The organism is Chryseobacterium lathyri (assembly GCF_003290185.1).
Taxonomy (GTDB): Bacteria; Bacteroidota; Bacteroidia; order Flavobacteriales; family Weeksellaceae; genus Chryseobacterium; species Chryseobacterium lathyri.
In genome coordinates this window covers 91,156-109,707 of the sequence record NZ_QNFY01000007.1, presented here as the reverse complement: position 1 = coordinate 109,707, position 18,552 = coordinate 91,156, and the positions used below count along the sequence as shown (strand labels likewise).

The following is an 18,552-nucleotide window of genomic DNA, read 5'->3' as shown; positions in this document are numbered from 1 at the left end:
AGTAAGTATTATAAGGTAATTGCTTTTCCACCTGCTTTAGCAATAAGCTCTTCAGCAGATTTAGTGAACTTGTCAGCAGAGATTGAAACCGCAGATTTCAATTCTCCTCTACCCATAATTTTCACTAATTCGTTTTTAGAAACTAAACCGTTTTCTACTAAAACTTCTTTCGTGATATCTCCAGTAATGGATTTGTTCTCGATTAAAATTTGGATAGTATCAAGGTTTACTCCTCTAAACTCTTTTCTGTTTACGTTTTTGAAACCGAATTTAGGTAATCTCCTTTGTAAAGGCATCTGTCCACCTTCGAAACCGATTTTCTGAGAATAACCAGCTCTAGCTTTCTGACCTTTATGACCTTTCGTAGCAGTACCTCCTTTTCCTGTACCCTGACCTCTACCAATTCTTTTTGAATTGAAAGTAGATCCTGCAGCAGGTTTTATGTTATTTAAATTCATTTTAATTTCTTTTGTTAAAAATTATTTTTGAACTTCAAGTAAATGACTAACTGCAGCTATCATTCCTAAGATAGAAGGAGTAGCTTCGTGTTCTACAACTTGGTGAAGTTTCTTAAATCCTAATGCTTCAAGCGTTCTCTTTTGGGTTTTTGTTCTTCCAATAGCGCTTCTTACTTGCTTTACTTTGATTGTTGCCATTGTTCTAATATTAACCGTTAAACACTTTACTTAAAGAAACTCCTCTCATTCTAGCGATCTCTTCAGGTCTTCTGATATCCAATAACGCTTTGAAAGTAGCTTTCACCACGTTGTGAGGGTTAGAAGATCCTTTAGATTTTGAAAGGATATCGTGAATACCAGCAGACTCCAATACCGCTCTTACCGCACCACCGGCGATAAGTCCTGTACCGTGAGAAGCAGGTCTTAAGAAGATATCTGCACCACCGTATCTGGCAGTAGTCTGGTGAGGGATTGTGTGGTTCATTACAGGAACTTTCACAAGGTTTTTCTTAGCATCTTCAACAGCTTTAGCAATTGCAGAAGCTACTTCTTTAGATTTTCCAAGACCGTGACCGATTACTCCGTCTTCGTTTCCTACTACAACAATAGCAGAAAATCCGAAAGCTCTACCTCCTTTGGTTACTTTTGTTACTCTGTTAACAGCTACGAGACGATCTTTTAATTCTAATCCTCCCGGTTTTACTCTTTCTATATTATCTAGTCCTAACATATTTTCCGAAATTTTATGATTAGAATTTAAGTCCTCCTTCTCTCGCTCCATCAGCAAGAGCTTTCACTCTTCCGTGGTAAACGAAACCGTTTCTGTCAAATACAATACTTTCGATTCCTGCAGCGATAGCTTTGGCAGCAATAGCTTTACCAACAGCAGCAGAAACTTCAGTCTTGGTACCATTAGCATCAACACCTTTCTCTCTTGAAGAAGCGGCAACTAAAGTTGTACCATTTTTATCATCGATTAACTGAGCGTAAATTTCCTTATTACTTTTATATACAGATAATCTTGGCAATTCAGAAGATCCAGAGATTTTTCCTCTTACTCTTCTTTTTATTCTTATTCTTTTTTCTAATTTACTTAATGCCATAATACTTATAATTTATTAAGCAGATTTACCAGCTTTACGTCTAACAATTTCTCCAAGGAATCTTACACCTTTTCCTTTGTAAGGCTCAGGCTTTCTGAAAGAACGAATCTTTGCAGCTACCATTCCTAGAAGTTGGTTGTCATGAGACGCTAAAGTAATAATTGGGTTTTTACCTTTTTCAGTCAATGTATCTACTTTTACTTCGCTTGGAAGTTCTAATACGATACCGTGAGAGAATCCTAAAGCTAACTCAAGTTTTTGACCTGTGTGTGAAGCTCTGTATCCTACCCCTACTAGTTCCAGTTTCTTTTCGAAACCTGTATTAACACCAGTGATCATGTTGTTGATCAACGCTCTGTATAGACCGTGAAGTGCTTTGTGTTGTTTAGACTCAGATGGTCTGTTAACGTTAAGTTCACCATCTTTCTGTTCTAAAGTAATTCCTGCTGTAAGCTCCTGAGAAAGTTCTCCTTTAGGACCTTTAACTGTTACAACACCGTTATTTTCAGTGACAGTAACTCCAGCTGGAATTGTTATAATTGCTTTACCAATTCTTGACATTTTCCTCTGATTAAAAATTAATAAACATAGCAGATTACTTCACCGCCTACTTTCTCTTCTCTAGCCTTCTTGTCAGTCATTACTCCTTTAGAAGTAGAGATAACAGCTATACCCAAACCGTTCAGTACTCTTGGAAGTTCAGTAGAACCTTTGTACTGTCTTAAACCTGGTCTAGAAGCTCTTTGAATAGACTTGATAGCCGGTTTGTTAGTTTGCTTGTCATACTTTAAAGCGATTTTGATCACTCCTTGAACAGCGTTATCTTCAAACTTGTAGTTTAAGATATACCCTTGGTCAAATAAGATCTTAGTAATCTCCTTTTTGATTTTCGATGCAGGAATTTCCACCACTTTGTGGCCTGCGCTTTGTGCGTTCCTTACTCTTGTTAGGAAATCTGAAATTGGATCTGTTACCATTTTTCTATTTTAAATTATTGGTTAAAGACAATCAGTATTGAAAGGACTTGAAGATTAAAATATCAGACTTCAGAAAATCTTGGGTCTGATATTTTTATTCTTTAGTATCCAGACAACTTAATTGTCCCGATTAATTAGTAATTATTACCAACTGGCTTTTCTTACTCCCGGGATAAGACCGTTGTTTGCCATTTCTCTGAAAGTTACTCTGGAAATACCAAACGTTCTCATGTATCCTCTAGGTCTACCTGTTAGTTTACATCTGTTGTGTAATCTTACAGGAGAAGCATTTTTAGGTAATTTCTGAAGTCCTTCATAATCACCAGCTTCTTTTAAAGCTTTTCTTTTGTCAGCGTATTTAGCAACTAGTGCTTCTCTTTTGCGCTCACGCGCTTTCATTGATTCTTTAGCCATCTCTTAGTTCTTTTTGAATGGTAAACCGAAGTGAGTTAATAATGCTTTAGCTTCTTTATCTGTTTTCGCAGTTGTAACGAAAGTGATGTCCATCCCCTGGATTTTTTTCACTTTGTCAATTACGATTTCAGGGAAGATAATCTGCTCAGTAATACCTAAGTTGTAATTACCTCTACCATCGAACCCGTCTGCTTTGATACCAGAGAAATCTCTGATACGTGGTAAAGCAGAAGAAGTAAGTCTGTCTAAGAATTCATACATTTTATGAGCTCTCAATGTTACCTTAGCACCTACAGGCATACCTTTTCTCAATTTGAAAGCTGCTTCGTCTTTCTTAGAGATAGTACCTACTGCTTTCTGGCCAGTAATCATTGTTAATTCTTCTACAGCATAATCAATGATTTTCTTGTCTGCAGTGGCATCACCTAATCCTTGAGATAGGATGATTTTTTCCAATTTAGGTACCTGCATTACAGATTTGTACCCAAATTCTTCCATCATTGCAGGAACAATTTTCTCTCTGTATATATTTTTGGGTCTTGCTATAAATTCCATGTGTTAATTCAAATTATAAAGTTTCACCCGTTTTTCTATCGATTCTTACTTTCTTATCTCCATCGATTTTGTAACCGATTTTGATAGCTTTTCCGTCTTTACCAACTAGGGCTACGTTTGAGATATGGATAGAAGCTTCCTTTTCAGTAATCCCACCTTGAGGGTTAGAAGCTGAAGGCTTAACGTGTTTTTTAACGATGTTAAGTCCTGCAACGATTACTCTAGGGTCTTTTCCTTCTTTCTTGATCACTTCAATAACTTCACCTGTCTTACCTTTGATATCTTTCTTACCAGTAGTAATGATGACGTTATCTCCTCTTTTTATTTTTAACTTTGACATTTTCTTTTAAAAATTTTAAAAATTAAAGTACTTCAGGAGCTAATGAAATGATTTTCATATATTCTTTGTCTCTCAACTCACGAGCAACCGGTCCGAAAACACGTGTTCCTCTCATTTCTCCCGCTGCGTTTAGTAATACACAAGCATTGTCTTCGAATTTGATGTATGAACCATCTTTTCTTCTAACTGCTTTTTTAGTTCTTACTACTACAGCTTTAGATACCTGACCTTTTTTAGCATTTCCTGATGGTGTAGAATCCTTGATAGTAACAACGATTTTATCACCAACTGAAGCATATCTTCTTCTGGTTCCTCCCAGAACTCTGATAACTAGTACTTCTTTTGCACCTGTGTTATCAGCAACTTTTAATCTTGATTCTGTTTGTAACATTATTACTTAGCTTTTTCAATGATTCTTACTAATCTCCATCTCTTGCTCTTGCTCAAAGGTCTAGTTTCTTGGATAAGAACTGTATCACCTTCTGTGCATTCGTTGTTTTCGTCGTGTGCAGTATATTTTTTCGTTTTTAATACGAATTTACCGTACATCGGGTGTTTCACTCTCGTAGTCTCACTTACAACAATGGTCTTTTCCATTTTATTGCTGGAAACTATTCCGATTCTTTCTTTTCTTAAGTTTCTTTCCATAATGTATGAAAATCTTATTGTTGTTTAGTGGTTAACTCAGTGTTTAGTCTAGCGATCGATCTTCTCAAATCTCTGATTTGAATCGGGTTTTCAATTGGACTGATCTTGTGAGCCAATTTCAGTTTTGAATATTGAGTTTTCAATTCAGCAAGTTTTGCTTGAATATCACCCGCGCTTAAATTTTTAATATCAGCTTGTTTCATTGTATCAAAGATTATAGAGGTTTAACAAAATCGTTAGCAACTACGAATTTAGTAACTACCGGTAATTTCTGTGCAGCAAGTCTTAAAGCTTCCTTAGCGATTTCGTAAGATACTCCTCCGATTTCGAACATAATTTTACCTGGTTTTACTACAGCTACCCAATATTCCACAGCACCTTTACCTTTACCCATACGAACTTCGGCTGGTTTTTTAGTAATTGGCTTATCCGGGAAGATTTTGATCCATAGCTGACCTTCTCTCTTCATATATCTTGTCGCAGCGATACGAGCAGCTTCGATTTGTCTTGCAGTGATCCAAGCACCTTCTATAGCTTTGATTCCAAAAGTTCCGTAAGCCAGTTGATTACCTCTTTGAGCAATCCCCTTCATCTTCATCTTGTGAACTCTACGGAATTTGGTTCTTTTTGGTTGTAACATAATTTCTAAATTTTAGATTTTAGATTTTAGATTTTAGATTTTTTATATTTTAAAAAAGTAACGGTAATTTAAAATTCAAAATTTCTAACCTAAAATTTTTAATTATTATTGTTATTATTGTTATTTTTTCTAGGTCTTCTGTTGTCTCTGTCTCCTCTGTTTCCGCCTCCTGAAGGACCTCCTTTTTTCTGTTGTCCCACTAGTGGAGAAAGATCTCTTTTACCGTAAACCTCTCCTTTCATGATCCAAACTTTTACTCCTAGTCTACCATAAGTAGTATGAGCTTCAGCCCAGTGATAATCGATATCAGCTCTGAAAGTAGACAAAGGAATTCTTCCGTCTTTGAAAGATTCGCTTCTTGCCATTTCAGCTCCGTTCAATCTACCAGAGATTTGAACTTTGATACCTTCAGCACCCATTCTCATTGTACTAGCCATTGCCATTTTAACAGCTCTTCTGTAAGAAATTCTGTTTTCAATTTGCTTAGAGATGCTGTCAGCCACTAATACTGCATCAAGTTCAGGTCTTTTGATTTCGAAAATATTGATTTGAATATCCTTACCTGTAAGTTTCTTCAATTCTTCTTTCAATTTATCAACTTCCTGACCTCCTTTACCGATGATAAGTCCCGGTCTAGCAGTAGTGATCGTCACTGTTACTAATTTTAGTGTTCTTTCAATATAAATTTTTGAAATCCCACCTTTAGATAATCTAGCCTCAAGGTATCTTCTGATTTTGTAGTCTTCCGCGATTCTGTCTCCATAATCGTTTCCGCCAAACCAGTTAGAATCCCATCCTCTGATGATACCTAATCTGTTACCAATTGGATTTGTCTTCTGTCCCATACCTTGATTAATTTTCTTTATTACCTAAGATTAATGTAACGTGGTTAGATCTTTTTCTGATTCTATACCCTCTACCTTGCGGAGCTGGTCTTAGTCTCTTCAATTGTCTTGCACTATCCACGAAGATTTCTTTAATGATAAGGTTTGCTTCTTCAATATCAGCACCTTCATTTTTAGTCTGCCAGTTTGCCATAGCAGAAAGAAGTAATTTCTCTAATTTGTTAGAGGCTTCTTTTTTAGAATATTTTAGGATATAAAGAGCTTTATCTACCTGCTCTCCTCTAATGATATCAGCAACTAATCTCATTTTTCTTGGAGATGATGGGCAGTCATTTAATGAAGCTTTTACAACGTCTTTGTTAGCTTCTTTTCTTGCGATTGAACTATCTTGTTTTCTTGATCCCATGATTATCTGCTTCCTTTATTTTTGTTACCACCATGACCTCTGAAAGATCTTGTTGGAGAAAATTCGCCTAACTTGTGACCTACCATGTTTTCTGTAACATAAACAGGGATAAAAGATTTCCCGTTGTGTACTGCAATAGTTTGTCCTACGAAGTCTGGAGAGATCATCGATGCTCTAGACCAAGTTTTAATAACTGTCTTCTTACCAGACTCTATGTTTGTCTGAACCTTCTTATCTAAAGTATGATGAATGAATGGTCCTTTTTTAAGTGATCTTGCCATAATTATTTTCTTTTAGATATGATATGACGGTTAGACGCTTTGTTTTTCTTTCTGGTTTTGTAACCTTTAGCCGGCATACCGTTTCTAGATCTTGGGTGACCTCCAGAAGAACGTCCTTCACCACCTCCCATTGGGTGATCTACAGGGTTCATTACTACCGGTCTAGTTCTAGGTCTTCTACCTAACCATCTGCTTCTACCAGCCTTACCTGAAACAGTTAACTGATGATCAGAGTTAGAAACAGATCCAATCATTGCATAACATTCAGTAAGGATCATTCTGGATTCTCCTGAAGGCAATTTGATGATAGCATATTTTCCGTCTCTTGAAGTTAATTGAGCTGAAGAACCAGCACTTCTTGCTAAAATAGCACCTTGTCCAGGCTTCATTTCAACACAAGAAATTACAGTACCCAATGGAATATTTTTCAATTTCATTGCGTTACCTACGTTTGGTTCAACGCTTTCTCCTGAAACTACTTTCTGATCTACTTTGATACCGTTTGGAGCGATGATGTATCTCTTCTCTCCATCTGCGTACTCTAATAAAGCGATAAATGCAGTTCTGTTTGGATCATATTCTACAGTTTTTACCGTTGCTTCAACATCATGCTTGTTTCTTTTGAAGTCGATAATTCTGTATTTCTTTTTGTGTCCACCTCCGGTGTAACGCATGGTCATTTTACCAGTTTGGTTACGTCCACCTGACTTACTAATACCAACTGTTAGAGATTTCTCTGGTTTGTTGGTAGTAATTTCCTCAAAATTGTTTACAATTCTGAATCTCTGTCCTGGGGTGATAGGTTTTAATTTTCTAACAGACATTACTATTATTTATAATTAATAATTAATTTACAGCAAAAATATCGATAACTTCACCTTCAACAAGCTTGATTACCGCCTTTTTCAATTTGTTTGTCTTCCCTACTTGAAGACCTTTTTTAGTGTATTTTGAAGAAACCTTCGGAGCATAAATCATTGTGTTAACGTCTGCTACTTTTACACCGTAAGCTGCTTCAACAGCTTTTTTAATCTGGATCTTATTAGCCTTAGGATCTACTAAGAAAGAATAAGAACCTCTTAAATCTGTAAGGTAATTAGCCTTTTCTGAGATAACTGGTTTAATAATAAGTGACATGATTTATTTCTTTAAATTTTCCTGGAATTTTTCAACTGCACCTTCTAAGAATACGATCTCGCCTGCATTCATTAAGTCATATGAACTAATTTCGTTGAAGTTCATTACTTTAGTTTTAGGTAAGTTTCTTGAAGATAAATACACATTCTTGTTAGCCTCAGGAAGAACAAATAAAGACTTCTTATCGTTCAATGCCAATGCATTTAGGATCGTGATGAAATCTTTAGTTTTAGGAGCGTTTAAGCTCATATCTTCCATTACTCTGATGCTGTTGTCTCTCATTTTCTGAGATAAAACAGATTTTTTAGCTAATCTCTTAAGAGCTTTGTTCAATTTGAATCTGTAGTCTCTTGGTTTTGGTCCGAATACTCTACCTCCACCTCTGAAAGTTGGAGATTTGATATCACCATATCTAGCAGAACCAGATCCTTTTTGCTTCTTAAGTTTTTTAGTAGAAGCAGTAATTTCGCTTCTTTCTTTTGATTTATGAGTCCCTTGTCTCTGTGCTGCAAGGTACTGTTTAACTTCTAAGTAAACCGCGTGCTGATTTGGCTCAATTCCGAATACTGATTCGTCTAGAGTTACTTTTCTTCCGGTCTCTTTTCCTGATGTATTTAATACTACTAGTTCCATTTTCTGATAATTACATAAGAATTTTTAGCTCCCGGAACAGCACCTTTTACTACTAAAAGATTTTGTTCTTGATCCACTTTTAATACTTGAAGGTTTTGTACAGTTACCTGCTTACCTCCCATTCTACCCGCCATTCTCATTCCTTTGAATACTCTTGAAGGATCCGATCCAGCACCGATAGAACCTGGAGCTCTAAGTCTGTTGTGCTGACCATGAGTAGCTTGCATTACACCTCCAAAGCCATGTCTTTTAACAACACCCTGGAAACCTTTACCTTTTGAAGTTCCTGTTACGTCAACATACTCTCCTTCAGAGAATAAATCAACTTTTACTTCTTCTCCTACTTTTACTTCGTCTACGAATTCTCTGTAGAATTCTACCAACTTAGCTTTTGGAGCAGAACCAGCCTTTTTGAAATGGCCAGCTAACGCTTTACCTACGTTCTTTTCACTCTTGTCATCGAAACCTAACTGAACTGACTTGTAGCCGTCCTTTTCTATGGTTCTGACCTGTAAAACCGAGCATGGACCAGCCTGAATAACTGTACAAGGAATATTCTTTCCTTCTTCGTTAAACAAAGACGTCATACCGATTTTTTTACCAATAATACCTGACATTGTTTATATTAAATAAAATTTATCTTTCTAATTTCCACATTTTTAGGAGGTCTGAAGTAATTTCTACTTTTGATATAGGCATACTACGCCCCTAAAATGGAGTGTGCAAATTTATGAATATTTTTATAACTGACAAATATTTAGAGTAAAATATTTTGATTTTTAATCAATTAGCGATTTCGAATAAAAAACTATCCGAAATTTTGAAAATACTCTTTGAAGTTCAAAAGAAAATCATTAATATATTTTTTTCCAATATCTGATTTTCTTACTACCAGATAATGCTTTCTTTTCAAGCCCTTACTTCCTATTTTTTTAAACTTCAATTCATCAGATAGCTTAAATGACTTTAATGCCCATTTTGGCATACAGGTAATCCCTATGTTAGCTTGTACCATTTCCAAAGTAACTTCCGTTAAGGGAACCGCAGAAATTTTCGCCGGAACTATTCCGTTTGGATTCAGAAATTCCTCATAAACAGAAACTGTTTTTAGTGGAAAAGAATGAATAATTAAATGAACATCCAGAAAATCATCAGCAGTCAGGTATTCCGAATCATTCAGAAGATTCTCCTGATGAAGGACAGCAAAAATTTCATCCTCGAAAATCTCAATGCTTACCAATTCTTTATTGCTGGAAGGCATTGAAGTAACGACTGCAATGTCAATTTCATTGGATATTACTTTTAAAACAGGCTTATGAGTAGCCTCCAATACCAAATCCACCTCAATTTCAGGATATAACACTTTCATTTTTTGAATAAATAATGGCAATCCCTGATAGAATGAATAACATTCCGTACTGATTTTGATTGTACCTGCTGCTCCAGCTCTTATCTGCTGAATAGCATTTAGACCGTTACCAATACTATCCATTACCGTACAGGCAGTTTTGTAAAGCACATTTCCCTCTTCAGTTAATTCCCATTTGTTCCGTGTCCTGTAAAACACCTTAAAACCAAGCTGGATTTCCAGATCCTTAAGCTGATGACTTAATGCAGACTGCGTCAAAAAAAGTTTTTCAGAAGAACCGGCAATACTCCCCTCTTCCGCAATTGTTTTAATAAGCTTTAAAAACTTGATTTCCATACTGCAAAGTTAACAATATACCGAAAAACAATATCTGAAAATATTTCAATTAAAGCTGTAAAGCATTCAGTTTCAATCTTAGGAAAAAAAGAAGCCTGGGTATAGTTTTGCACTATAAACAATTTAAAAATTATGCAAGAACAAATTGAATTCTACCAGAAAAAATTAATGTATGAAATGGACCCCTCAGACTTATATGATGCATTTCAAAACAGTACAGATTATGTAGCAGTAGATACCAGAAGGTCAGATGGCTATAGCAAAGAACACATTCCATCCGCAATTAATCTTCCTTATCGGGAAATGACAGAAGAGAATACCCAGCATCTTGACAAATCAAAAATATACGTCTGCTATTGTGATGGGATCGGATGTAACGCCTCTACAAAAGGAGCTTTAAAAATGACTCTATTAGGATTTAAAGTCCTTGAATTAATGGGAGGAATTGAATGGTGGAAGTTCGATGGCTATGCTACAGAAGGAACTAATCCTACAAATGGCTCCACATTCGTATGTGCCTGTTAAATTATTAATTAAGAAATATGAAAATAAGATTTGCCGAGAAAAAAGACCTGAGCTCCATTATTGAACTGTGTAAAACCCATGCTCTGTATGAAAGAAGCTCTTTTAAGGAAGAAAACAAAAAGGAACTGTTTTCTAAATATATCCTTGATCCAGATTCAAATATAAAATGTCTGATCGCCAAGTCCGGCACTGAAATAATAGGATATGCAACCTTTTTCAAGCAGTTTTCAACCTGGGATGCCAGCTATTATATGTATGTTGACTGCTTATTCCTAAAAGAGAATGCAAGAGGAAACGGAACAGGAAAGCAAATAATGGAATTAATAAGAGCCTGCTCAAAAGAAGAAGGCTGCTCGATAATCCAATGGCAAACCCCGAGCTTCAATACAAGGGCCATTAAATTCTACACATTGCTTGGAGCGGAAAGCAAAAACAAAGAAAGATTTTTCTGGAACGTATAAGCCTACTAATTTTCAATTTAAAATAGGGACTTTCTGAAACCAGACTGTCTCTATTTTACTATTTATTATTTGATAAACTAAATGAAACCTATTTTATAATGACCGTAACTCCCCTTTCCTCCAACGCAGATTTATCTTCCTCCCCAATCCCATTATCCGTAATCAGATAATCTACTTTATCCAGAGAAGCGATCTTTCCAAACCCTTTTTTATTCAGTTTTGAAGAATCACCGAGAATGACCACTTTTTCGGAGCATTCTATCATAAGTTGATTCAGATGGGCTTCAGCAGCATTGGATGTACTGATTCCAAAATCAATGTCAATCCCATCCACTCCCAGAAAAAGTTTATTACAGGAAAACTGCTTGAGAATTCCTTCAGAAATGGAACCTACAATGGAAGTCGAACTTTTCCGGACTTCGCCACCCAACTGTATGATATTAATATTAGGATTATTACATAGCTCAATAGCCACCCTTAAAGAAGAGGTTAAAACCGTAAGAGGTCCAAAATTCACCAGCATTCTCGCTAAATAATGCATCGTAGTCCCTGAAGCTAAAATAATACAGTCATTCTCCTGGATAAGCTTTAAAGCTGCTTTCGCAATATTCTGCTTAGCTTCTACATTGATGTTTTCCTTTTCATCTACATTTCTTTCATAAGCATATCTTACATGCTTACTTGCCCCACCATGGTTTCGGAAAAGCAAGCCCAAGCTTTCGAGATAATTCAGATCCTTTCGGACCGTAACCGACGAAACATTGAACTTCTCACACAGATCCTGTACAAGAACATGCCCCTTTTCATCCAGTTCCTTTAATATATCATCGTGCCTTGGTATTAACTTTTCCATTCTGATTCTTTCATCAAAAATACCATTTTTTTTCGAGACCGATAAAATTTCATTTATTTTCTTTTTAGTTTCATTTTTAATTTATACATTTGAAAACGAAACATAAACGAAACATTTATGAAACGAAACGAAGAAATTAATAAATTATCCAGTGTTCAGGAATGGGACTTCATCATTATCGGAGGTGGAGCCAGCGGCCTGGGTTCAGCATTGGATGCAACCAGCAGAGGATTCAAAACCCTGCTTCTTGAATCACACGATTTTGCCAAAGCAACATCCAGCCGAAGCACCAAACTGGTACATGGTGGCGTAAGATATCTTGCACAGGGAGATATCGGACTTGTAAAAGAAGCTCTGAAAGAAAGAGGACTTTTGGCTCAAAACGCAGCACACGTAGTAAAAAACCAGTCATTTATTATTCCTAATTATACTTGGTGGGGAGGTATTTATTATAAAATAGGATTATCTATTTATGACTTCCTTGCCGGAAAGCTTAGTCTTGGAAAAACAAAATACATCAGCAAATCCAAAACGGTTGAAAAATTACCAACCATTGAACAGCATAACCTTGCAAGTGGCGTGGTATATCAAGACGGGCAATTTGATGATGCAAGATTAGCAATCAATTTAACCCAGACTCTGATCGAAAAAGGAGGTAGCGCAGTTAATTATATGAAAGTAACCGGTCTTCTGAAAAATGATTCCGGAAAAATAAACGGAGTTAAAGCAGAAGATCAGTTTACCAACCAGCAGTACGAACTTCGTGCGAAAGCAGTTATCAATGCAACAGGGGTATTCACGAATGACATTTTGAATATGAACAATCCTAAGCATGGTAAATTTGTAGTTCCAAGCCAGGGTATCCATTTAGTATTGGATAAATCTTTCCTGAAAAGTGACGATGCGATTATGATTCCAAAAACATCAGACGGCAGGGTTCTTTTTGTTGTTCCATGGCACGATAGAGCATTGGTAGGAACTACAGATACCCTTCTAGAAAGCCCAAGCTTTGAGCCGCACGCGTTGGAATCTGAAATTAATTTTGTTTTAAACACAGCAAGACAATATTTAGCGAAGAAGCCAACCAGAGAAGATGTAAAATCGATGTTCGCCGGATTAAGACCTCTTGCCGCTCCAAAAGAAGGAGGCAAAAGCACTAAGGAAGTTTCCCGCAGCCACAAAGTCATTGCTTCCGATACAGGATTGGTTTCCATCATCGGCGGAAAATGGACCACTTACCGTAAAATGGCGGAAGATACTATTGATAAAGCTGTAGAGATCCTTCATTTAAATGGAGGGCCTTCTCAAACAGAAAATATGTCTATTCATGGTAATATGAAAGCAGAACTTGTAGACCGCACCAGTCATCTGTATGTTTACGGATCCGATATTCCAGCCATAAAATCATTGCAGAGCAGTGATCCTCAATATTCTCAAAAGATTCATCCTGACCATGCTTTTACTATGGCAGAAGCAGTCTGGGCCATAAGATACGAAATGGCGGAAACCATTGAAGACATTCTCGCCAGAAGAGTCCGTCTTTTATTTTTAGATGCAAGAGCTGCGATCGACAGTGCACATACTATTGCACAGCTTATTGCCAAAGAAAAAGGATATTCTCAGGAATGGGCCACTGAACAGGAAAAAGAATTTATTGAATTAGCACAAGGGTATTTATTAACCCCTTACTCTCCCAAAACTATTACTCATAATTAAAACTTTGCAGTATGAAGGAAAAATTGATTCTCGCTTTAGACCAGGGTACAACTTCTTCTAGAGCCATCTTATTCAATCACAGCGGAGCTATCGAATATATCTCCCAGAAAAATTTTGAACAAATCTACCCTACTCCGGGATGGGTAGAGCATGATCCGAACGAAATATGGTCATCCCAGATATCCGTTGCCGCAGAAGTTATCGCCAAAGCAGGCATTTCCGGGCTGGAAGTAGCTGCCATCGGTATCACCAACCAACGTGAAACAACCGTTGTCTGGGATAAAGAAACCGGTGAACCTATTTACAATGCTATTGTCTGGCAGGACAGAAGAACTTCTAAGTACTGTGATGAATTAAAAGAGCAAGGGCATGCCGAAATCATCAAAGAGAAAACCGGACTTGTCCTGGATGCCTATTTTTCAGCAACCAAACTAAAATGGATCCTGGATCACGTAGAAGGAGCAAGGGAAAAAGCAGCAGAAGGAAAATTATGTTTCGGAACCGTTGACACATGGCTTATCTGGAAGCTTACGCGCGGGAAAATGTTCATCACCGATGTTTCCAATGCCAGCAGAACCATGCTTCTGAATATTCATACCCTAGAATGGGATCAGGATCTTCTGGATCTGTTTGATATTCCAAGATCTGTTCTTCCTGAAGTAAAACAGAGCAGTGAGATCTATGGAGAAACTGCAACCACTTTATTTTCTACAAAAATACCAATTGCAGGGATTGCAGGAGACCAGCAGGCCGCCTTATTCGGACAGATGTGCATTACTCCCGGAATGGTAAAGAATACATATGGAACAGGATGTTTCCTATTAATGAATACAGGAACAGAAGCTGTTTCTTCTAAAAACAACCTGTTAACAACAGTGGCATGGAAGATCAATGGAGAAGTAAATTATGCCCTTGAAGGAAGTGTATTTGTAGGCGGAGCAGCGATACAGTGGCTGAGAGACGGGCTGAAACTTATCCGCTCCGCAGAAGAAGTGAATGATCTGGCAGCAAGTGTTGAAGATAACGGAGGTGTTTACTTTGTGCCTGCACTTACCGGATTAGGAGCACCGTATTGGGACCAGTACGCAAGAGGAACTATTGTAGGAGTAACCCGGGGAACAACTGATGGACACATCGCAAGGGCAACTTTGGAAGGAATAGCATTCCAGGTTTACGATATTGTAAAATCTATGGAAGCAGATTCCGGAACACCCAGTATGGAACTCAGAGTAGATGGCGGAGCTTCTGCAAGTGATCTTCTGATGCAGATACAGTCTGACCTTTTCGGTTTTAAGATCACAAGACCAAAAACGCTTGAGACCACAGCTTTAGGAGCAGCCTATCTTGCAGGTTTAGCAGTAGGATATTGGAAGGATATTAATGAAATACAATCTCAATGGGTTGTAGACGAGGATTTCCATCCAAAAGTGGATAAAGAAAAAGCAGATAACATGATTCATTTCTGGAACAAAGCTGTAAAACGTTCCCAAAGCTGGATCGAAGATTAATCCTTAATATTAAAAAAACTACTCATGACCCCATTTACCGCAGAACTTGTAGGAACAATGCTTCTTATATTATTAGGCAACGGTGTTGTAGCCAATGTTGTCTTAAAGGATACTAAAGGAAATAATTCAGGATGGATCGTCATTACGACAGCCTGGGCACTGGCAGTTTTTGTTGGTGTCACCGTTGCCGGTCCGGCAAGTGGTGCCCATCTGAACCCGGCTGTAACGATCGGACTGGCAGTTGCAGGAAAATTTTCGTGGGACTTGGTTCCATCTTATATTGCTGCACAGCTGCTCGGTGGAATGCTGGGAGCTTTCCTGGTCTGGCTTTTCAACAAAGACCATTTTGCCATTACGGAAGATGAAGGCGCAAAGCTCGCCTGTTTCAGTACCGGGCCGGCTATCAGGAACACATTTTCCAATTTAATCAGTGAGATTATCGGAACGTTTGTACTGGTATTTGTCATCTTTCATTTTTCGGACCCTAGCATTTCTCTGAATGCAGATCCGACCGCTAAAGTAGGACTCGGTTCTGTAGGAGCCCTTCCTGTTACCTTACTGGTTTGGGCCATTGGCTTATCACTGGGTGGAACAACCGGCTATGCCATCAATCCTGCAAGAGATTTGGCTCCAAGGATTATGCATGCAGTACTTCCAGTAAAAGGCAGCAGTGACTGGGGATACGCATGGATCCCAGTTGCCGGACCCATTCTGGGCGCTGTTATCGCTGCCATTCTTTTTGGAATAATACATTAAAAAATACCCGATGAAAATTTTAAAAATTGCATGCCTGATTATTTTGGGCACAGGAAAACTATTCTCTCAGGAGAGCGAGGAACCTAAGGAGAGCAACAGGCTGGACTTTACCGCCAATATTCAGAATAATCACTTATGGAGAGGCCTGATCATTACAGATAAACCTGTAGTGATGGGAAATCTTTCCTACGCTCTGGATTCTGAAAAGAAATGGAAGATTGGTATTTGGGGCGCCTCGGCATTAGCTGACGATAAAGACGGCACCCATTATAAGGAGATCAACTACTACATCCAATACTCCCATAACCGTTTTTATATTGGATTGTGGGATTTGTATAATTCCAGAAACATTAATACCGCTGTAGCCGCAGACGACATTTTCAGTTACTCACAGAGAAGAACTGCCCACATCATTGACCTTAGGACCAATTATACTTTCGGACCATCATTCCCATTGAATATTGAAGCGGATATCATGCTGTACGGAGGAGCCAATGCGGGCGAAGTGGTTCTGGAATCTGATGGAAGCTATAAGAAAAATAGATACTCTACCTATATTCAGGCGAGCTATCCGGTTATCGCCGGGGAGAAAGTGAATCTGGATGCGTTTATTGGTGCCGGGTTTGCCCTCAACGACAAACATTTCCTCTATGGCAATGGTGAAAACAGCTTTGATATTGTTAATGTAGGAGTAAAAGCAGGTAAGACCATTAAAATTACAAAACACTACAGTCTGCCGGTTTCTATGATGGCGATGTGGAATCCTTCCAATAAATACGCAAGAATTCAGCTGGCAGCGACTGTTTTCTAATCTAACTTTTAAATCAATGATAAAGACCATTCCTATTTGGAGTGGTTTTTCTGTTTTTAACTGATTAAATATTTAACCACAAAAGTCACAAAAGTTATTTAAACACTTAAGTTATTTTAATCAACAAGCTTTGTGAATATAAGTACTTAAGCTTTACGAAAATCTCAGATTTTCTTTATGTGAATCTCATTCATCAAGAATCTTTTGTGGCTTTTGTGGTTAAAAAGATCCTATAAATGCCCTAAATAAGCAATCTCCGGGTTTTTACGGTTTAATTTTTGCTTAAATATTTTTACTTTTGAAAAAAAATATATGAAAAAGATTTTAAGTTTAGTGATCTTGTGCATCAGCATTTTATCCTTTGCGCAGACAAAAGCACCATTTGTAGGCTACAGAAGCTTTAATATCATTGAAGGATTCAGCGGATCGGGAACCCCATCTTATTATTTGGATGTAAAGAAAAACGGTGATGTTTATTTCGGATTTGTTCAGGTAAATCAGGCGGACAGCACTGAAACCACCGAGGAAATCAATGCCGGAAAATACAATCCAAAAGTAATGAAGGTAGATTTCAAAACATACGGTGAAAATTTTTATGTGAAATTCGATAAGGATAACATCTACCTGACGGATAAAGAAGGAAACATTAAGAAATCTGAAGACTGCTGCTCCAGTATGGAAAGCGGAACACAGGATATCTGTTCCTGCGAAAGCAAACTGTATAAACGATGAAAGTATTAAAGGTCCTGCTTGTCCTGCTTCTCATTGTTTCGTGCAGCAGGAAAAAGAACCATCCTTATACTTTTTATTACTGGAAAACAAATCTTAAGCTGGATCAGGAAGAGAAAAAAGCTTTGGACAAGGGTCAAGTTCCCTATCTGTACACCAGATTTTTTGATATAGATAAATCCGGCGGACAATTTCAGCCGGTTGCTGTTATAACCAAAGACAGGAGTTTTCAGACAGATAAGCAAATCGTGCCGACTGTTTTTATCACGAACCAGTCCATGTATCATATTTCTACGGAAGAGATCAGGTTTCTTGCAAAAAACATTCATAATCTGATTCAGAAGAAAGCCAAAGAATATGATTTAAAGATTCATAATGAAATTCAGATTGACTGTGACTGGACAGCCGGAACCAGGAATGATTATTTTAAATTTTTGAAGGAGCTGAAAAGAGTTTCCGGAAAAGAGATTACCTGTACCCTACGCCTTCATCAGGTTAAAGACAAAGGGCAGACCGGAGTACCACCGGTAGAAAAAGTCTACCTGATGTGCTACTCTACTTCTTCACCACTGGAGAACTCCAACAAAAATTCTATTCTGGATGTGACGGTTTTAAAAAGCTACCTTTCCAAACTGGAGGATTATCCTGTTAAAAAAATTGAAGTAGCACTGCCGATTTACTCCTGGGGAATTGTTACCAATCATCTTGAAAAGCATAAGCTCATTAATGCTTTATCCAGAAAAGACCTTAAAAACCCCGGATTTAAAAAGATCTCGGATAATGAAGTTGAAATCACCAGAGACGGTTTCTATTTCGGAAGCTTTCTAAGTAAAGGATTCAGGATAAAGGTCGAAGAAATATCAGATGACCAGCTTCAGGATGTTACCCATTTTCTGGAGAAAAAAATACATGATTTTAATATAATTTATTATCAATTAGATAGTAAATTTGTAAGTAACAGGAATTTTTAAATTTATGGTTCTGCTGATTGAGCAGATCATGAAGCTTTAAACCTGTTGAAACTGAATTACAAAATAAAAACACCTATCAA

Annotated in this window: 30 protein-coding genes; 8 read left to right on the top strand and 22 right to left on the bottom strand. The window is 37.5% G+C overall.

Annotated features, from left to right (window positions below; translation table 11 throughout):
• Positions 1 to 8: 8 nt before the first annotated feature.
• The 21 genes from rplO to DRF61_RS11370 all read right to left on the bottom strand — a co-directional run bounded on the left by rplO (position 9) and on the right by DRF61_RS11370 (position 10,142).
• On the bottom strand, positions 9 to 458 hold the full coding sequence (gene rplO, locus DRF61_RS11470) for a 50S ribosomal protein L15 (RefSeq protein ID WP_111957099.1): 450 nt from the start codon (positions 456 to 458) through the stop codon (positions 9 to 11).
• A 21-nt stretch (positions 459 to 479) separates the two neighbouring features.
• Complete coding sequence (gene rpmD, locus DRF61_RS11465; RefSeq protein ID WP_007839493.1) at positions 480 to 656, bottom strand: 50S ribosomal protein L30; 177 nt, start codon at positions 654 to 656, stop codon at positions 480 to 482.
• Between the two features lie 10 nt (positions 657 to 666).
• On the bottom strand, positions 667 to 1,188 hold the full coding sequence (gene rpsE, locus DRF61_RS11460; RefSeq protein WP_034703137.1) for a 30S ribosomal protein S5: 522 nt from the start codon (positions 1,186 to 1,188) through the stop codon (positions 667 to 669).
• 19 nt (positions 1,189 to 1,207) lie between these two features.
• On the bottom strand, positions 1,208 to 1,561 hold the full coding sequence (rplR, locus tag DRF61_RS11455; RefSeq protein ID WP_111957097.1) for a 50S ribosomal protein L18: 354 nt from the start codon (positions 1,559 to 1,561) through the stop codon (positions 1,208 to 1,210).
• Between the two features lie 15 nt (positions 1,562 to 1,576).
• A complete protein-coding gene (gene rplF, locus DRF61_RS11450) occupies positions 1,577 to 2,122 on the bottom strand; it encodes a 50S ribosomal protein L6 (RefSeq protein WP_111957095.1) in 546 nt (181 codons plus the stop codon).
• Positions 2,123 to 2,139: 17 nt separating this feature from the next.
• Positions 2,140 to 2,538: a 30S ribosomal protein S8 gene (rpsH, locus tag DRF61_RS11445; protein WP_111957093.1), complete on the bottom strand. Its 399-nt coding sequence runs from the start codon at positions 2,536 to 2,538 to the stop codon at positions 2,140 to 2,142.
• 144 nt (positions 2,539 to 2,682) lie between these two features.
• Positions 2,683 to 2,952 (bottom strand): 30S ribosomal protein S14, encoded by a 270-nt coding sequence (rpsN, locus tag DRF61_RS11440; protein WP_047376574.1) that lies wholly within the window; start codon positions 2,950 to 2,952, stop codon positions 2,683 to 2,685.
• A 3-nt stretch (positions 2,953 to 2,955) separates the two neighbouring features.
• A complete protein-coding gene (gene rplE, locus DRF61_RS11435; protein WP_111957091.1) occupies positions 2,956 to 3,507 on the bottom strand; it encodes a 50S ribosomal protein L5 in 552 nt (183 codons plus the stop codon).
• Positions 3,508 to 3,520: 13 nt separating this feature from the next.
• Entirely contained in the window at positions 3,521 to 3,847 is a 327-nt protein-coding gene (rplX, locus tag DRF61_RS11430) for a 50S ribosomal protein L24 (protein WP_111957089.1), read from the bottom strand.
• Positions 3,848 to 3,869: 22 nt separating this feature from the next.
• Positions 3,870 to 4,238: a 50S ribosomal protein L14 gene (gene rplN / locus DRF61_RS11425; RefSeq protein ID WP_007839504.1), complete on the bottom strand. Its 369-nt coding sequence runs from the start codon at positions 4,236 to 4,238 to the stop codon at positions 3,870 to 3,872.
• Between the two features lie 2 nt (positions 4,239 to 4,240).
• Positions 4,241 to 4,498, bottom strand: a complete 258-nt coding sequence (gene rpsQ, locus DRF61_RS11420; RefSeq protein ID WP_053073319.1) for a 30S ribosomal protein S17 — start codon at positions 4,496 to 4,498, stop codon at positions 4,241 to 4,243.
• A gap of 11 nt (positions 4,499 to 4,509) precedes the next feature.
• Entirely contained in the window at positions 4,510 to 4,698 is a 189-nt protein-coding gene (rpmC, locus tag DRF61_RS11415) for a 50S ribosomal protein L29 (protein WP_034725985.1), read from the bottom strand.
• Between the two features lie 11 nt (positions 4,699 to 4,709).
• A complete protein-coding gene (rplP, locus tag DRF61_RS11410) occupies positions 4,710 to 5,135 on the bottom strand; it encodes a 50S ribosomal protein L16 (protein ID WP_034738777.1) in 426 nt (141 codons plus the stop codon).
• Between the two features lie 98 nt (positions 5,136 to 5,233).
• Positions 5,234 to 5,980 (bottom strand): 30S ribosomal protein S3, encoded by a 747-nt coding sequence (gene rpsC / locus DRF61_RS11405; RefSeq protein ID WP_111957087.1) that lies wholly within the window; start codon positions 5,978 to 5,980, stop codon positions 5,234 to 5,236.
• A 7-nt stretch (positions 5,981 to 5,987) separates the two neighbouring features.
• Entirely contained in the window at positions 5,988 to 6,386 is a 399-nt protein-coding gene (gene rplV, locus DRF61_RS11400) for a 50S ribosomal protein L22 (RefSeq protein ID WP_111957085.1), read from the bottom strand.
• A 2-nt stretch (positions 6,387 to 6,388) separates the two neighbouring features.
• Positions 6,389 to 6,667 carry a 30S ribosomal protein S19 gene (gene rpsS / locus DRF61_RS11395; RefSeq protein ID WP_034702850.1) on the bottom strand — a complete coding sequence of 93 codons (279 nt, stop codon included), beginning with the start codon at positions 6,665 to 6,667 and terminating at the stop codon, positions 6,389 to 6,391.
• Positions 6,668 to 6,669: 2 nt separating this feature from the next.
• Positions 6,670 to 7,491, bottom strand: coding sequence for a 50S ribosomal protein L2 (gene rplB / locus DRF61_RS11390; RefSeq protein WP_111957083.1), 822 nt, complete (start codon positions 7,489 to 7,491; stop codon positions 6,670 to 6,672).
• A 22-nt stretch (positions 7,492 to 7,513) separates the two neighbouring features.
• Positions 7,514 to 7,804 carry a 50S ribosomal protein L23 gene (gene rplW, locus DRF61_RS11385; protein ID WP_034702844.1) on the bottom strand — a complete coding sequence of 97 codons (291 nt, stop codon included), beginning with the start codon at positions 7,802 to 7,804 and terminating at the stop codon, positions 7,514 to 7,516.
• A gap of 3 nt (positions 7,805 to 7,807) precedes the next feature.
• Positions 7,808 to 8,437: a 50S ribosomal protein L4 gene (gene rplD / locus DRF61_RS11380; protein WP_111957081.1), complete on the bottom strand. Its 630-nt coding sequence runs from the start codon at positions 8,435 to 8,437 to the stop codon at positions 7,808 to 7,810.
• Entirely contained in the window at positions 8,428 to 9,054 is a 627-nt protein-coding gene (gene rplC, locus DRF61_RS11375) for a 50S ribosomal protein L3 (RefSeq protein WP_034678007.1), read from the bottom strand. The genes rplD and rplC overlap by 10 nt, the downstream gene beginning before the upstream one ends.
• Positions 9,055 to 9,245: 191 nt before the next feature.
• Entirely contained in the window at positions 9,246 to 10,142 is an 897-nt protein-coding gene (locus tag DRF61_RS11370) for a LysR family transcriptional regulator (RefSeq protein WP_111957079.1), read from the bottom strand.
• 132 nt (positions 10,143 to 10,274) lie between these two features.
• On the opposite strand from DRF61_RS11370, the gene DRF61_RS11365 reads away from it, so the two are divergent.
• Both DRF61_RS11365 and DRF61_RS11360 read left to right on the top strand, forming a co-directional pair.
• Complete coding sequence (locus DRF61_RS11365; RefSeq protein ID WP_111957077.1) at positions 10,275 to 10,667, top strand: rhodanese-like domain-containing protein; 393 nt, start codon at positions 10,275 to 10,277, stop codon at positions 10,665 to 10,667.
• Positions 10,668 to 10,684: 17 nt separating this feature from the next.
• Positions 10,685 to 11,128, top strand: a complete 444-nt coding sequence (locus DRF61_RS11360) for a GNAT family N-acetyltransferase (protein ID WP_111957074.1) — start codon at positions 10,685 to 10,687, stop codon at positions 11,126 to 11,128.
• An 88-nt stretch (positions 11,129 to 11,216) separates the two neighbouring features.
• Here DRF61_RS11360 and DRF61_RS11355 read toward each other — a convergent pair whose 3' ends face one another.
• Positions 11,217 to 11,981, bottom strand: a complete 765-nt coding sequence (locus tag DRF61_RS11355; RefSeq protein WP_111957072.1) for a DeoR/GlpR family DNA-binding transcription regulator — start codon at positions 11,979 to 11,981, stop codon at positions 11,217 to 11,219.
• A 117-nt stretch (positions 11,982 to 12,098) separates the two neighbouring features.
• On the opposite strand from DRF61_RS11355, the gene DRF61_RS11350 reads away from it, so the two are divergent.
• The 6 genes from DRF61_RS11350 to DRF61_RS11325 all read left to right on the top strand — a co-directional run bounded on the left by DRF61_RS11350 (position 12,099) and on the right by DRF61_RS11325 (position 18,472).
• The gene (locus tag DRF61_RS11350; protein ID WP_111957070.1) at positions 12,099 to 13,697 is read left to right on the top strand and encodes a glycerol-3-phosphate dehydrogenase/oxidase; all 1,599 of its coding nucleotides are present in this window, start codon (positions 12,099 to 12,101) and stop codon (positions 13,695 to 13,697) included.
• An 11-nt stretch (positions 13,698 to 13,708) separates the two neighbouring features.
• Positions 13,709 to 15,205, top strand: a complete 1,497-nt coding sequence (gene glpK, locus DRF61_RS11345) for a glycerol kinase GlpK (RefSeq protein WP_111957068.1) — start codon at positions 13,709 to 13,711, stop codon at positions 15,203 to 15,205.
• A gap of 24 nt (positions 15,206 to 15,229) precedes the next feature.
• On the top strand, positions 15,230 to 15,961 hold the full coding sequence (locus tag DRF61_RS11340; RefSeq protein ID WP_111957066.1) for an MIP/aquaporin family protein: 732 nt from the start codon (positions 15,230 to 15,232) through the stop codon (positions 15,959 to 15,961).
• A gap of 10 nt (positions 15,962 to 15,971) precedes the next feature.
• Complete coding sequence (locus tag DRF61_RS11335) at positions 15,972 to 16,772, top strand: hypothetical protein (protein ID WP_111957064.1); 801 nt, start codon at positions 15,972 to 15,974, stop codon at positions 16,770 to 16,772.
• A 312-nt stretch (positions 16,773 to 17,084) separates the two neighbouring features.
• Complete coding sequence (locus DRF61_RS11330) at positions 17,085 to 17,504, top strand: hypothetical protein (protein ID WP_111957062.1); 420 nt, start codon at positions 17,085 to 17,087, stop codon at positions 17,502 to 17,504.
• Positions 17,501 to 18,472 carry a hypothetical protein gene (locus DRF61_RS11325; RefSeq protein ID WP_111957060.1) on the top strand — a complete coding sequence of 324 codons (972 nt, stop codon included), beginning with the start codon at positions 17,501 to 17,503 and terminating at the stop codon, positions 18,470 to 18,472. Before DRF61_RS11330 ends, DRF61_RS11325 begins: the two co-directional genes overlap by 4 nt.
• The last annotated feature ends 80 nt before the right edge of the window (positions 18,473 to 18,552 follow it).